Annotated in this window: 14 protein-coding genes; 6 read left to right on the top strand and 8 right to left on the bottom strand. The window is 40.3% G+C overall.

Annotated elements, in window-relative coordinates; translation table 11 throughout:
• Positions 1-234: 234 nt before the first annotated feature.
• Positions 235-408, bottom strand: coding sequence for a hypothetical protein (locus RMX98_RS20180; protein ID WP_322676081.1), 174 nt, complete (start codon positions 406-408; stop codon positions 235-237).
• 144 nt (positions 409-552) lie between these two features.
• Here RMX98_RS20180 and RMX98_RS20175 point away from each other — a divergent pair, with 144 nt between their 5' ends.
• The 3 genes from RMX98_RS20175 (at position 553) to RMX98_RS20165 (ending at position 3,453) form a co-directional block, all read left to right on the top strand.
• Positions 553-1,089: a universal stress protein gene (locus RMX98_RS20175; protein WP_322676118.1), complete on the top strand. Its 537-nt coding sequence runs from the start codon at positions 553-555 to the stop codon at positions 1,087-1,089.
• 190 nt (positions 1,090-1,279) lie between these two features.
• Positions 1,280-1,645 (top strand): DOPA 4,5-dioxygenase family protein, encoded by a 366-nt coding sequence (locus RMX98_RS20170; RefSeq protein WP_322676080.1) that lies wholly within the window; start codon positions 1,280-1,282, stop codon positions 1,643-1,645.
• Between the two features lie 404 nt (positions 1,646-2,049).
• Entirely contained in the window at positions 2,050-3,453 is a 1,404-nt protein-coding gene (locus RMX98_RS20165) for a hypothetical protein (RefSeq protein WP_322676079.1), read from the top strand.
• 18 nt (positions 3,454-3,471) lie between these two features.
• Here RMX98_RS20165 and RMX98_RS20160 read toward each other — a convergent pair whose 3' ends face one another.
• From RMX98_RS20160 to RMX98_RS20130, 7 genes are all read right to left on the bottom strand, one after another.
• Positions 3,472-3,777: a hypothetical protein gene (locus tag RMX98_RS20160; RefSeq protein ID WP_322676078.1), complete on the bottom strand. Its 306-nt coding sequence runs from the start codon at positions 3,775-3,777 to the stop codon at positions 3,472-3,474.
• 248 nt (positions 3,778-4,025) lie between these two features.
• Positions 4,026-4,622 carry a dephospho-CoA kinase gene (coaE, locus tag RMX98_RS20155; protein WP_322676077.1) on the bottom strand — a complete coding sequence of 199 codons (597 nt, stop codon included), beginning with the start codon at positions 4,620-4,622 and terminating at the stop codon, positions 4,026-4,028.
• A gap of 106 nt (positions 4,623-4,728) precedes the next feature.
• Positions 4,729-6,324 carry a uroporphyrinogen-III C-methyltransferase gene (cobA, locus tag RMX98_RS20150; RefSeq protein WP_322676076.1) on the bottom strand — a complete coding sequence of 532 codons (1,596 nt, stop codon included), beginning with the start codon at positions 6,322-6,324 and terminating at the stop codon, positions 4,729-4,731.
• 141 nt (positions 6,325-6,465) lie between these two features.
• Positions 6,466-7,695 carry a tetratricopeptide repeat protein gene (locus RMX98_RS20145; protein WP_322676075.1) on the bottom strand — a complete coding sequence of 410 codons (1,230 nt, stop codon included), beginning with the start codon at positions 7,693-7,695 and terminating at the stop codon, positions 6,466-6,468.
• A gap of 237 nt (positions 7,696-7,932) precedes the next feature.
• On the bottom strand, positions 7,933-10,086 hold the full coding sequence (locus tag RMX98_RS20140) for an ATP-binding protein (protein WP_322676074.1): 2,154 nt from the start codon (positions 10,084-10,086) through the stop codon (positions 7,933-7,935).
• 521 nt (positions 10,087-10,607) lie between these two features.
• On the bottom strand, positions 10,608-11,078 hold the full coding sequence (locus RMX98_RS20135) for a tetratricopeptide repeat protein (protein WP_322676073.1): 471 nt from the start codon (positions 11,076-11,078) through the stop codon (positions 10,608-10,610).
• Between the two features lie 3 nt (positions 11,079-11,081).
• Positions 11,082-12,047: a homogentisate phytyltransferase gene (locus tag RMX98_RS20130; protein ID WP_322676072.1), complete on the bottom strand. Its 966-nt coding sequence runs from the start codon at positions 12,045-12,047 to the stop codon at positions 11,082-11,084.
• Positions 12,048-12,349: 302 nt separating this feature from the next.
• Here RMX98_RS20130 and RMX98_RS20125 point away from each other — a divergent pair, with 302 nt between their 5' ends.
• From RMX98_RS20125 to RMX98_RS20115, 3 genes are all read left to right on the top strand, one after another.
• Positions 12,350-12,826 (top strand): hypothetical protein, encoded by a 477-nt coding sequence (locus tag RMX98_RS20125; RefSeq protein WP_322676071.1) that lies wholly within the window; start codon positions 12,350-12,352, stop codon positions 12,824-12,826.
• 442 nt (positions 12,827-13,268) lie between these two features.
• Positions 13,269-13,520 carry a hypothetical protein gene (locus RMX98_RS20120; RefSeq protein ID WP_409881525.1) on the top strand — a complete coding sequence of 84 codons (252 nt, stop codon included), beginning with the start codon at positions 13,269-13,271 and terminating at the stop codon, positions 13,518-13,520.
• Between the two features lie 60 nt (positions 13,521-13,580).
• Positions 13,581-14,148: HEAT repeat domain-containing protein (locus RMX98_RS20115; RefSeq protein WP_409881630.1), on the top strand; the 568-nt coding region annotated here is incomplete at its 3' end.

Below are 14,148 nucleotides of genomic sequence, written 5' to 3'. Positions count from 1 at the left end.
GAAAGGTTTGTTTTTTTCCCTTTCCCCTTTAACATCAGTCCCTTTTCCCACGTCTTGCAAAAAGAACTTTTGCAAGAGGTCTAATGCAAGCGTCTCGTAAAACGATGTCTACAATGGGGCTACGCCTACGCATTTAAACTCTCTAGCTTCTATACAAACAGATTTAGACCGAGAAGCTGTTAGTTTCCTGGTGATTGGTTTGCGCCAGACTCTCACCAATACTATTCACACACTCTATAGAATAAGCTTTGCACAGATTCGCGAGTGGAGTCCGCTTTTACCTGCTTCTGAACCAGGTAAAGTGATGAAAATTTTAACCCGAAGTTTTGCAACAGTTAAATGTATCTGTAGTTGTGTTGCGATCGCCACTTTCTTCACAACTTCCTCAAATTGTTTTGCTATAAACATATATATGAGGCGAAAACCTTTAATAAATTTAAAATTAAAAAGTCGCTAAACATAGTTGAGGGATTGATCCTTTCTGACAATCCAGCATCTGGAAACCCGAAACAGTAAAGACCAATCTACCAATCAAATCGGAGGTCTATTATGATGTTTAAAAAGATTCTAGTTGCATTAGATCGCTCGGAAATGGGGCAACAGGTTTTTGATGAAGCATTGGGTTTAGCAAAGTTAACACAAGCTAGCTTAATGCTACTGCATGTCCTATCTCCCGAAGAAGAAGGTAGTCCTTATGTACCGATGCCGTCTAATATGGACTACTATCCAGGATTGAGCAGTCAAAGTTTTGATTTATACCAAAAGCAGTGGGATACCTTTAAAAATTTAGGAATCCAGATGTTGCAATCTTTCTGCGCTCAAGCTAACAAAGCAGGTGTAACTACAGAATTTACACAAAATGTTGGTAATCCTGGTCGCATCGTTTGTGATTTAGCCCATAGTTATGGCGCTGATTTAATTGTTATGGGTCGTCGGGGCCATTCTGGGCTGATGGAACTATTCCTTGGTAGTGTAAGTAACTACGTTCTTCACCATGCTTCTTGTTCAGTGCATGTTGTGAATCTTTCAGTTACTCCTAAAAAAGTTGAAGTCGTCGAAGAAACTACAAGCGCTTTTAGCGTTAACTAAGTACTACTTTATCAAGCTAGTTTTGAGCGTTTGTAGTCAGTTAACAAGTCAAATTTCCATAACCTATCTTTAACTGCACGGTATTGGGCTAAAATAGAGCGTAGGCGTAGCCCATTGTATACATCGCTTTTTCAGTAAGAAAGAAAAAGTTCGCTACCCAAAATTAGAATTGAGAGCGAAAAGTGGATCTATGAAAGAAGATACTATCGAGATCAGTGGTTTTCACGCTCATGTTTACTTCGATACCGTTAGTCAAGATGTAGCTGCGCGTGTACGTGAAGGATTGGGCGCTAGATTTGACGTGCAACTAGGACGCTGGTTTGACAAGCCCATCGGGCCCCATCCAAAAGGAATGTATCAAGTTGCCTTCTTACCGAATCAGTTTGATAAAGTTGTTCCTTGGTTAATGCTCAATCGTGAGGGATTGGATATTCTCGTCCACCCTGAGACAGGCGATGCTGTGGCAGATCATGCAGTTCATTCGCTATGGTTAGGAGAAAAACTAGATTTGAATATTCAGTTTCTTCGACAGCTTAGTTCGACTTCATCCAATTAAAGGAAGTAGCCCACTTCATTGAGTAAAACTTTTTCTATTGTGACTAATTGTGGTGAAATTGAAAAAGTCTAATGTCTTGATAAATAAAGGTTCAAATTTATACGTATAAATTTTTAGTGGTTTCCTGTAAACATCGTAAGAAAGGAAACATGGATAAAGTCAAGCGAACCTAGACCCTGACTGAAACTTAAGCTAAGTGTAGCAAAAAATGCTCCTCTTGTGGTCTCTGCAAGTGGAGCAATTGTATAAGAGAGATTTAGCGTTCAGCATCCGCAGTAAATGGGTATTAAACCTCTTAATTGTAGATAAATATTTATTCATAACCGTTGAAAATAGAAATGAGACATCCTGATTAGAGAATGCTATGCTGTTAAGCAGCATTTTCATAAAAATAAATTTTTTCAATGAAAGATATCTCTGCAAAGGGAAAAATTTTAGGCATTTCCCAATTTGGCAAAGCTAATTTTAGATTCACCAAGAAACAGATTTTATTTAGTACCCTTATTCTATGCCTTGGTTTACTGGGTCTGGGTGGTTTCTGGTTTAAATCCAGATATAAATTTGATAATCAGATGAGTGTAAAACTACAAGAATTATCTAATGTCGATTATCCAATCAATCCCGCGCCCTTGAGCAAAAATTTTCAAAGATATTCTCAACGAAAATTAACAATTATTAAGAAAGATGATACACATTTTGATTTTGTACTTGAGCCAACAGACAACAAAACGGCACAAATAGTTATCAAAAATGTTGATTTAGAGTTATTAGTCCCAAAAGCACCCGAATGGGTTAAAAAAGATCAAGGTTTAGAAATAATCGCTTTTACAGACCGAGAGTGGAACAGACAACAGGTTAGTTTTCCTGCTAATTCAAAAAATCTAGAAATTGTTGGAGGAGACGGTTTTGAAAAGCAAAACCTCGTAGAGGTTGCTTTGGCTAATAATTGCTTAAATGCAGGATTTTGGGAAATTTTGCTTTTTACTAAAGAGGATGGTAATAAATCTCTTTATTATCAAAGTTGGTTTACCTTCCCCATCGGACATTACAAAAATATTTTTGAACATATTAATAATATTTCTTATTGGCAGCATTGGTGGAAATTAGAACATTGGCAAGATCCGAGCGGCACAATAGTAAAAACTAATCTTCTGAGAAATGTCATTGATCAAAAAGAAGTTGCTACTCAGTTCCCTCTTGATGAAAGGATAATTGTATCGGGAGAGCAAAGTAGAAAAGTTAGAACTACGCTAGCAACCAACATCACCAAATGGAAAGATTTTTACGAGACTAAAAATGAAATTAAATTTGCAAGTTTTCGACCTCCAGGATTTTACGATCAAAATAAACCTTGGGGAAGTCAATACTGGAGAATAGGCAAATTTGATAAAGCTATTTTAAGGAACATTAAACCGATTGGCGTTGAACAAAATTTACAGGAAATTGAATTAGTCTTTACAGATACTAAGACTAGTGAAAAAAATAGATTATTCATTAGTGGCGTTAATCTGAAAACGCTTCCTCAATTGTCTGTAGAAGAGTATCCTAAAGGCTTATATATGCCGATGGGGATTGGGATACCTCCTTTTTATCAAAGTTATGAAGAATTAACAAAAAATCATCCAAATGTCAGCCCGTACTTTAGCTTTTTATTAGATTCACAGGAGCGTTGGATAGATCATCACCACTTAGCAGTTGATGGTTTAGTGATGCATCTTGATAAAAAGAACCCAAATCTTTTGCATCTTTACTTGCTATCTTACGAAAGGAATACTTTAATAGCTCATTTTTTGCTCAATTTAACATAGATATCTTACTTTCAATATTTAGTCATACGGTACTTGTTTAAGTAAAGCTATCCACATATCAGATGGATCTGAATAGTAATCAATTTCTTCAACTTGATATTGATAAGATTCACAACCTTCTCGTAAAATAATGCGATCGCAGGGTTTAATGCCTTTGCCTATTCCAGTCATGTACCCGATCATTCCTTCATTAAGGCGCTCAAATACGTAGTCGCCTCCCCAAACTTGTCGTCTGTAATCATGAATTTTATTTTTTTGTCTTAATTCTGTTGCTGGAGAGATAACCAAAGCTAATTTATTTAAAAAACTAAAACTTAAGTTCATACCTGTCCTAATTGAAGAGAAGGCACTTAAAAACAATTAAAAATATAGAACTAATAATTAATTCAAAAGCCGATTTTCTTAAATTTACAGTACTCTTAACGGCAGATTCAACTGTAAAATCACCGAATTATTGGACAATATTTGGTGAGATATGAGTGTTTTTTTTGCTTAACTATATGATATTAATTTATAAACTTTTTATTCTTGAAAATGTCATGTATGTATATTTTTTAATATATCAATAGGATTTAGTTCTTACTTATAGTTTTTAGAGCTACATCTACCTGTTTCAGTAGTACTTCTAGGGTGGAAGAGTTATCTAAAACGACATCTGCATAAGCCACTTTTTCTTCGATAGATAATTGACTGTTGATCCTGGCTTGTGCTTGTTCTCTATTTAAATGGTTTCGTTGTATCAATCTTTGTATTTGTTGCTCTTGGGAACAACGCACTACCCAGATTTCTGTAACCAAATCAGTCATCCCAGCTTCAAATAATAGAGGCACTACTAATACCAGTGTTTCTGACGAAGATAGGGCGATCGCTTTGAGGAAGCGATCGCGCACATCAGGATGAATCAAATCCTCTATCCAACTGCGTTCATCTTGACGATTAAAGATAATTTCACCTAGCTTTGGGCGGTTGAGGCTGCCGTCTGGTAGTAAAATTTGTTCGCCATAACGCCCTGCGATCGCACCCAGAATAGGCGAACCTAAAGATACTGCCTCTCTAGCATAAATATCTGCATCCAAAATCGGCAGATTATAAGCGCTAGCTAAATAATTGGTGACAGTGGTTTTGCCTGTGGCAATACCTCCAGTTAAGCCGATTATGCGTTTTGTCATTTGTCATTTGTCATTTGTCATTTGTCAAGAGTTATTTATTCTCATTTGTCCCCTGCCTCCCCTGCCCACTGAGCGTAGTCGAAGTGCTGCTCCCCTGCTCCCTCATCTAAGAATTCATCGCCCATGCGATCAGTGCTTGGGTTAAACCATCTAAAGTATATTCTTGGGCTTCTACATCTACATGTCCGAATAATTCATGGCAAGTTTTGGAGGTTTGAGGGCCGATAGAGGCAATACAAACTCCCTCTAATAATTGGCTAGCATCAGAGTTGTGGGAAAATATATTGTTAGTAAGTTGACAAAAAAATTGCACAGTTTTAGAACTGGCAAAGGTAATCACATCTACTTTGCGGTTTTGGAGAGCTAACTTTGCCGCAGTTGGAATACTAGTAGGACAACAAGATTGATATGCGGCAACTTCAATTACCTTTGCTCCCTTGAGAGTTAATTCCTTAATCAAAACTTCTCTGCCACCGCTTTCAACTCTGGGAAATAAAATCTTTTTACCATCTAATTTATCTGGGAAATTTTCTATTAAAGAATCGGCAACAAAGTTGGGGGGAATAAAATCTGGTTGTAGAGAGCGTTGTTTGAGACTTTGGGCTGTTTTCTCACCAACAACGGCAATTTTAATACCAGCTAAGGCACGGCTATCTTTTCCTTGCGCGGTTAGCCTTTCAAAAAAGTAGTCTATGCCATTAGTAGAAGTGAGAATTAACCAGTCAAAGTCAGATAAATGAGCGATCGCATCATCTAAAGCTTCCCAACTAGAGGGCGGGCCGATTTCTAAGGTAGGCATTTCGATGACTGTTGCACCTGATGCGATGAGGCGATCGCTAAATTGACTCGACTGACCAACTGAACGTGTCACCAAGATTATTTTACCAGTAAGGGGAAGGGGAGATAGAGGCAAATTGTTTGACATAGCAGGGGGGCTAAAAGTTTTGGCTGTAGTCGAATCCTGACAATCTATTTTCTCAGGTTGTAAGTACTTGCGTAGCCCAACAACTTCGCCAATCACAATTACCACTGGAGAAAGGGATAATCCGGTGGTTTGTTCCAAAATATTGCCTAGTTGCGCTGTCCAAATTTGTTGATTAGGAGTTCCTGCCCAACGGATGATGGCAATGGGTGTTAAGTGCGATCGCCCGTGCCGCGCTAGTTGATTTACAATCTCTGATAAATGTTGCCCTCCCATCAAAATTACCAGTGTCTCTAACCGTGAGAGTGCCTCCCAGTCTAAAACTTCTGGTTCGTGAGCTGTAAACACTGCAAAACAACGGCTTAAAACCGGATCTGTTAGGGGAATTCCTGCTAACAACGGTGCTGCAAAGGCTGAGGAAATTCCTGGTACTAGTTCAAAATCACAACTGGATGCTTTCAACGCTTCAATTTCGGAAGTGCAACGCCCAAAAATCAACGGATCGCCTGATTTGAGCCGTACAACTTGTTTACCTTGCAGACAGTGGTTTACCAGTAACTTGTTAATCTCTGCTTGACTTGTACTAGGTTTGCCACCACGTTTGCCGACATCCAACTTCAAGCAATCATTTGGTACGCACTGCAATAATTGGGCATCTACTAAAGCATCGTAGATTAACACCTGAGCAGTAGCTAACAGATTGTAAGCTTTTACTGTCAAGTATGCCGCATCTCCAGGGCCAGCACCTACGAGGTAGACTTTGCCTTTGTCATTTGTCATTTGTCATTTGTCATTTGTTAGTAGTTATTCTCCCCTGCTCCCTGGTCACTGAGCGTAGTCGAAGTGCTGCTCCCCCGCTCCCCTGCTTTCTGGTCACTGAGCGTAGTCGAAGTGCTGCTCCCCTGCTCCCCTGCCCCATATTCAATTCGTCTGGGTATTAATTTTTTCGATTAGCCGATCAACTTGCTCAACCATCTCCTTGTTTTGGTCTGCTTGGAATAACTCTCTGGCTTTTTTGAAGTTCAAAATCGCTTCTTCTAGCTGTTTTTCCCTTCCCAAAGTGATGGCCAAATTATAGTAAGCATAAGCATAGTTGGGTACGAGGCTAATGGCTTTTTTGTAATGTGCGATCGCTTCTTGTGGCTTACCTTGATCGTCCATTGCATTGGCCAAACCTGTGTAAGCTTGTGCATGTTTCGGATCGAGGCGAATCGCTTGGGTATATTCGGTGACTGCTTCTGCTATCTGCTCTTGAGCGTATAAAGCACTTGCTAAATTATAGTGAGCGTCTGCATAGTTGGGAGCGGAACTAATGGCTTTTTTGTACTGTGCGATCGCATCTTCGAGTTTGCCTTGAGCATACAGAGCATTTCCCAAAGCATTATAACCTGCTGGATTTTTCGGATCTAAGCCAATGGCTGCTGTATATTCTGCCACTGCTTCTGTTGCTTTTCCTTGGGCGTATAAGGCGTTACCTAAATAATAGTGAGCGTCTGCATATTTGGGATCAAAGCTAATGCATTTTTTGTATTGTGCGATCGCATCTTCAAGTTTACCTTGATCGTATAGAACATTTCCCAAACGTGCGTAAGTCGGTGCGTAATCTGGTTTGAGGCGAATCGCTTGGGTATATGCGGTGACTGCTTCGGTTAGCTTGCTTTGAGCGTAGAGAGCATTTCCTAAGTTATAGTAAGCTTCAGCATACTTAGGTTCAAGGCTGATGGCTTTTTTGTATTGGGCGATCGCCGCTTCTAATTGATCCATCCTCGCTAAAGTCAAACCTAAATTAAAGTATGCTCCAGAGTCTTGAGGAGCGAGGCTAATGGCTTTTTTGTATTGTGCGATCGCTTCTTGTGGTTTACCTTGATCGTCGAGAGTATTTCCCAAGCCAATATAAGCTTGTGCAAAGTTGGGTTCTAGTTCAATTGCCTTCCGAAAAGCCGCCTCTGCTCCTTTTAAATCTCCTTGTTTATAGAGACTGTTTCCTTGCTCGAAATTAGCGGTGGCGTTTTGCTTCTGAGGAAGTGCTGCTCGATCTGTGTCTAGAATTTTTGATAAAACAATGCCAACATCTTTACCAAAAGCAGTATTTCCATTACTCAAACACAAGCAGATAATAGCTGCTACCAGTAGATTCTTGTTTTTCAGCATTTTTCTTACCTTACCTGCTTGGTTTACATGTAATATCAAGTTGGGTTAATTGCTATCATCAAAACACCCCGCCCCCCAGAGCCTCTTTGCTTGCTCTTAAGAGAGCAAAAGCACAACTTTGGTGGGGTTATAGCAGGAATTATAAGTGATTCAGCTAACTTGATACAAGTGTACCCTCATATAATTGTCTATTTGTAGACAATATATGGAGCTTTATTATCAGTAAAAAGTCGTTTTTTAGGTAATTGCTGACACTTTTGGCTCCATAAGTTGAACAATGGCTGCAATTAATTTTTCGGGGTTAAGAGGCTTGGATAAATGCATCTGAAATCCAGCTTTTAAGGCTTCTTTTTGGTCATCGTTTCTTGCAAAGGCAGTCAAGGCAATTGCTGGGATTTGTCCACCTTGCTCCGGGGTCAAAGTTCTCACTTGATGTATTAACATATAGCCATCGATATCGGGCATACCGATATCGCTGACCAAAACATCCGGCTTTACCTCTGTTATGGTTTCTAATGCTTCATAAGCAGAAGATACCGCGATGACAAAAGCTCCATCTTGCTCTAATACAAAAGCAACAAAATCTCTCGAATCAGTATCATCATCAACAACTAAAACTCGGATACCAGTCAGAGGTAAGGAGTTACCAGCTAAGAATCTTAGGTCATTTTGTTCATCCGCCAGTTTTGGGCTTTCATCTGTTAAAAGCGGCAAGCTAACAGTAAATATTGCCCCTTTACCGTCACCGTGGCTATCTGCTTTGACGATACCGCCATGCATTTCGATGATATTACGCACAATTGCTAATCCCAGTCCTAATCCACCAAAATTTCTCGTCGAGGTGCTATCTGCTTGGCGGAAGTAATCAAACACGAATGGCAAAAAGTCAGCGCTAATTCCCTTACCTGTATCGCTAACAATTATTTGAGCATAACCATCAGCTTCCTCTAGTCGTACTTCTACCTTTCCCCCCTTGGGTGTAAATTTAATCGCGTTAGAAAGGAGATTCCAAACAACTTGTTGTAAACGAGTCGAGTCGCCCATAATTTGTCCCACATTCGGTTCAAATGCTGTATTCACCTCAATCAACTTTGCTTCTGCCGCTAAATCCATTGTCTCTATTGCCGACAATACCGTAGACCTGAGATTAATCTTCGTAATATTTAGCGTTAGTTTGCCCTGTAAAATTCTGGAAATATCCAGTAAATCTTCAATGAGTTGAACCTGTAAGGTAGCATTTCGCTCGATTGTGGCTAGTGCTTCAGATGTCTTTGTTTGATCTAATCTGCGGCTTTGCAACAATTTTGACCAACCGAGAATTGCATTGAGTGGAGTACGTAGTTCGTGAGAGAGGACAGCTAAAAATTCATCTTTAATTCGATTGGCTGTTTCTGCTTTTTCTCGTGCTATTTGTTCTAATTCCAGTAGGTGTGCCCGTTCTTCAAGTATTTGTTTTTGTTCGTGGATATCTGTACAGGTTCCAAACCACTTGACTACAAAACCTTGCTCATCTTTGAGTGGTAAACCTCGCGCTAGTTGCCAACGATATGAGCCATCAGCAGCTCGTTTAAAGCGATATTCATTGTTATATGTAATACCATTTTTGACAGCATTAGACCACACTTCATCAGCAGTTTGAATATCATCTGGATGCAATGCAGCCAACCAGCCAGAACCCAAGGATTGCTCTAATGTTAGCCCAGTGTATTCGCACCAATTTTGATTAAAATAATCACATTCACCGTTAGCATTAGTTGTCCAGACAAGTTGAGGAATTGCCTCAGTCAAATAACGGTAACGTTCTTCGCTTTGTCGGAGAATTTCTAAGATGCGTTGGCGTTGAAGGATTTCCTGCTGTAATTGCTCGTTAGTTTTGGTAATTTCATTGGTGCGAACAGCAACCATTTCCTCCAAATGATTTTGATATTTTCGTAGTTCCTCTTCTACTCGTAAACGTTCGGCTATTTGTATTTGAAGTTCTTGATTTGCTTGTTCTAGTAAAGCAGGACTAGGAAATGCCAGTGCTTGCGGAACTAGAGGCATTAGTTCTAATGCTGTAATTACAGATATTGTTGCAGTTACTGCTTTGAGAAACCCCGACAGCCAATAGGTTGGATGCCAAAGTGTCCAAATCTCCATTAAATGAGTAGTGCCGCAAGCTACAATAAATCCACTAAACAACAGAAAAATCCAATCAAAGGGCAAATCCTGTCGCTTGCGGACAAAGTAGAAGAGTGTCGCTGGAATCGAGTAATAAGCTAGGGCAATAAATGCATCAGATAATATGTGTAACCAAACTAAATTCGTTTGCCATAGATAGCAGTGTCCATGTGGAATAAATGATTCCGATGTAAAAAAGTTAGTCCACAATTTTGATATTATGTCTGACATAAATACTTAATTTTTTAAATATATAAAATCTACTATAGGACTCATATTTGATTGCGTGAAAAAAAACTCGGTATACCTTAATTTTCTGAAATCCTCTTGCCTATTTCCTACTAAGCCAAGTGATTTTAGTAATCAAACCGGATTCCTACAATCTTCTGTCTGAAGATAGGAATGAGAGAATGAGTAAATGAACCGCATAGACGCAAAGCGGCTACTCTTCTCTAAGAGACGCTTTCAGCGAACGAGAACGCCAAGGACGAACCCGCAGCGTAGGACGCAAAGGAAAGAGGGTTGTCAAGAGTTTTTGCATCAGTACCATGAACTTTTGAAAATTGGGATGCTTCCTAGCTTGTAATTGTAAGGGCTATGAAGGGAGTGATCAAACTTGCGGAAATTGCTGACCTAATTACAGTAAATATTGGTAAATTCCCAAATAAAAACCATTCTCACCATAATGATGGGAATGGTAAAAAATTAGGAGACAGAACAGGAAAATTTAATCTCACCAATTCTCATTAAACTTAAGATTCACTTGACTTAGTACTCATTTTATCTAACAGCTTAGTAATTTTTTGAGCTTTTTCAGGTTGGCGCTGTTTTTGTAATAAATCTTTAGCTTGTATCAGGTTAGTTTTAGCTTCTTCTTCTCGCTCTTGCTGCATGAGAATGTTTGCCAGACGCAAGTAAGCATCAGGATTTTTTGGACTGCGACGAATTACTTCTTGGAATAATTCTGTTGCTTCTTCTACTTGTCCTTGCTGGTTTAAAACATCTCCCAAAAACAAGCGCACTACATCATTTGTAGAGTTAATGGAAATCACTTTGCGAAAGGCTGCTTCTGCACCAGGGTAATCTTTTGCTTGAGCAAGATTGATGCCTTTTTGAAACAAGTCTGAGGTTCTCAAAGTTTTCCAAGCGAAATAGCCAAGGATTGACAGACTCAGAACAACTACAACAGCAGCGATAATCGAACTAGTGGGAGTTTCTAGCATTGTCTAAGCCAAAAGACAGGCGATAGGAAAAATCAGATATTCCATAAAAAAGAGTTTCCAGATAAATTGGTAGAATTGAGCGATCGCACTTTTATCTTGTAAGTCTACCGTCAAACTCTGTAACCACAGCCAAGCCAACAGCCCCAAATGAGCAATTATTAAGAATATAGCGTTAACTGAGGCCACGTGTAGCACCCCAACCAGAATGATTCCCAGATAGCAGGCAGTTATTACCCAAAGAGACAGATTGAACACAGCTTGGGGCCCAAGTTTAATGGTGAAAGTAGTAATATTGTAGAGGCGATCGCCTTCGATGTCGGGGATATCTTTAAAGATAGCGATCGCAAAGGTAAACACCAAAATAAATAACGTCAGCACCCACACCACAGGCACAATTGTTTGGCTTTGTTGCAACGCCCAACTGTAATGCAGATATAACCCTAAGTTAACAATCGTCCCGCGCACCGAAAAAATACACAGCGCCGCCCAAAAGGGAAATTGTTTCAAGCGAATAGGTGGTAAAGAATAAGCAGTACCAATAGCCAAACTAATCGCTACCATACCAAATAAGAACGGGCCAGTTAGCCACGCCACAACTAGCGCCAAAATCCCAGTAGAAGCGACAATTAATTGCCCAGTTTGTTGGGAAAACTCACCAGATGCTAGGGGTAAATGAGGCTTATTAATCTTGTCAATTTCCACATCTTCTAATTGATTCAGCCCGACAATGTAGACATTGCCACACAGACAAGCAATCCATGCACCCAAAACAGGGAGTAAGGAACTTGTAGAGACGCGATGAATCGCATCTCCACTAACGGCAATGGCAATTAAATATAAACCCAAAACACTCAGACTCGTACCAATAATCGTGTGAGGGCGAGAGAATTTCCAGAAAGCGTATAACCAATTGAAAGATGATGGAACAGGTTTAAGTGGCAAAGGGCTGTTTTGAGAACTCTGGCTCATGAGTAGCTTAGATACTGTATTCTGGATTGCTGTTAATCATTGTCACAGAATTTGGTCATTAGAAGGTTTTAGCGTTAGTTTTACCCCACCCTAACCCTGCCTGATGTATTGGGGAGGGAAATAGATTTCCTTCCGGTTTCCACCCAATGTATCGGGGGGATTAAGGGGGGTAATTCGACTTGTGTGTACACCGCCGTAGCTTGTCTCCCCTTTCTTCCTTGTCTCTTCTCAATGCCCAAATTTGTGCGATCGCATTTACCACTGGGAATCATAACAAACAGATTTACCTGAGTAAATAACCAATGGCATACCAAAACATTACCGCCTCCCTTTCCCCAGCAGATGTTCAAGAAATTAAAGCAGCCTTTGCGACTATCCAAGCAAAGATGCCTTTTCTCGTAACCCTGAGTGCAGAAGAACGACGTAACTTATTTAAGATGGGCGATAAAAGACTAGCTTTTGTCAACACTAGCCTGATTGCTGCCCAGTCTAACAAGGAGATTTTACCAGCCAGCTTCGATGTAGATGAGTTTGTGCGGGATTATCAACTAGCCACCACCCTTACCGAAGTTTTGATTGGACTGCGACAACTGACAGAACAGGTAGATGATACCCTAATGGCTGTCGGTAGCGAAGCAATGGGTAGCAGTTTGACAGTTTATGATTACGTCAAGACAGCTGCTAAGAAAACTCCAGGGTTAAAAAGTCTTGCTGAACAATTAGGCGAACGGTTTAAAGCGATTAAAAAGAAACCTGCTAAAGCTGCATCTGATTCATAGAGTGTAAATATTGCCAGATGCAGGGGAAAAGTTCAAGGGGAAAGGTTAAAGGGAAATGCAATTCCTTTTTCTTTTCCCTTTTCTGTTTTCTTGACTTCTGCAAGAGTCTCCTGATTTGCAAAATGGAATGAAACAGCCCTCCCCTTGAATCAAAGCCCCTTTTTTAAGGCTATGGTGCAATACAGTTCAGTTAAGCATCTCTTTCTTCTCTCTGCGTTCTCTGCGCCTTGGCGGTTCGTTAAAAAATTGACTTTGGAACTAGAGTTTTAGCTTTAACTGAACCGTATTGGGCTACGGTGTACACACATCTCTAAACAAAACCATAATCGTCGTAGATCCCCCTAAATCCCCCTTAAAAAGGGGGACTTTGAGAAGTTTTTGCCCCCCTTTTTAAGGGGGGTTGGGGGGATCTTCCGGGGCAAAATATCACTAGCCAAACGTATTGCTTGTTAATGAACCTCAAAGCTTCGTCGATGAACCTCAAAGCTTCGTCGATGAACCTCAAAGCTTCGTCGATGAACCTCAAAGCTTCGTAAATGAACCTCAAAGCTTCGTCGATGAACCTCAAAGCATCGCCGATGAACCTCAAAGCATCGCCGATGAACCTCAAAGCATCGCCGATGAACCTCAAACCTTCGTTAATGAGTCTTTAATACTCGCCCACAAACATCAAAGGCTCTCAATCGGGAATTAGGAATTGCAAGCTTGATATTATACCCATAACCGCGTGTAATCTGCCGCCTTGCCCCCCATTATGCTCACCACACCCCGCTACAGCAGCAAGCCTTCTCCCTTTATCCTTTATGCTTTAGCCTTTATCTTCTCCTTCCTTCTCTGTCTACCTTGGGTTAGCGCCAAAGAAACCCCCAAACTCAAACCGCAAGATTGGCAGATTAACGGTATAGTAGCAGCCCTTGACGACAGCTACGACGAAGTGAAGGGATATGCTTTTGACAAATTAGCTGCATATGAGCTAAAAGACTTGAAAACCGTGGTTAAGAAACCGGAGGACATAGCACAGAAAATTGCCAACATCCTCAAAGATGAAAAGGTTGACTTTAAAGTTCGTCGCAGTGCGGCTTATGTATTGAGCAACTTCAAGCAGGCGGCAGCGAGATACATGCCTGACATCCTCAACTTCCTCAAGGATAAAAAGGTTGACTTAGATGTTCGTCGCAATGCGGCTTATGCATTGAGGGACTTCGGGCAGGCGGCCGCGAGATACATCCCTGACATCCTCAAATTCCTCAAGGATGAAAAGGTTGACTGTAGAGTTCGTAGAAGTAAAGCATTTAGAATAAGGTATATATCTCAGTCGTCGC

It is taken from the genome of Nostoc sp. DedQUE02 (assembly GCF_034531035.1).
In the GTDB taxonomy this organism is placed as follows: domain Bacteria; phylum Cyanobacteriota; class Cyanobacteriia; order Cyanobacteriales; family Nostocaceae; genus Nostoc.
This window is presented reverse-complemented; position numbering and strand designations above follow the sequence as displayed.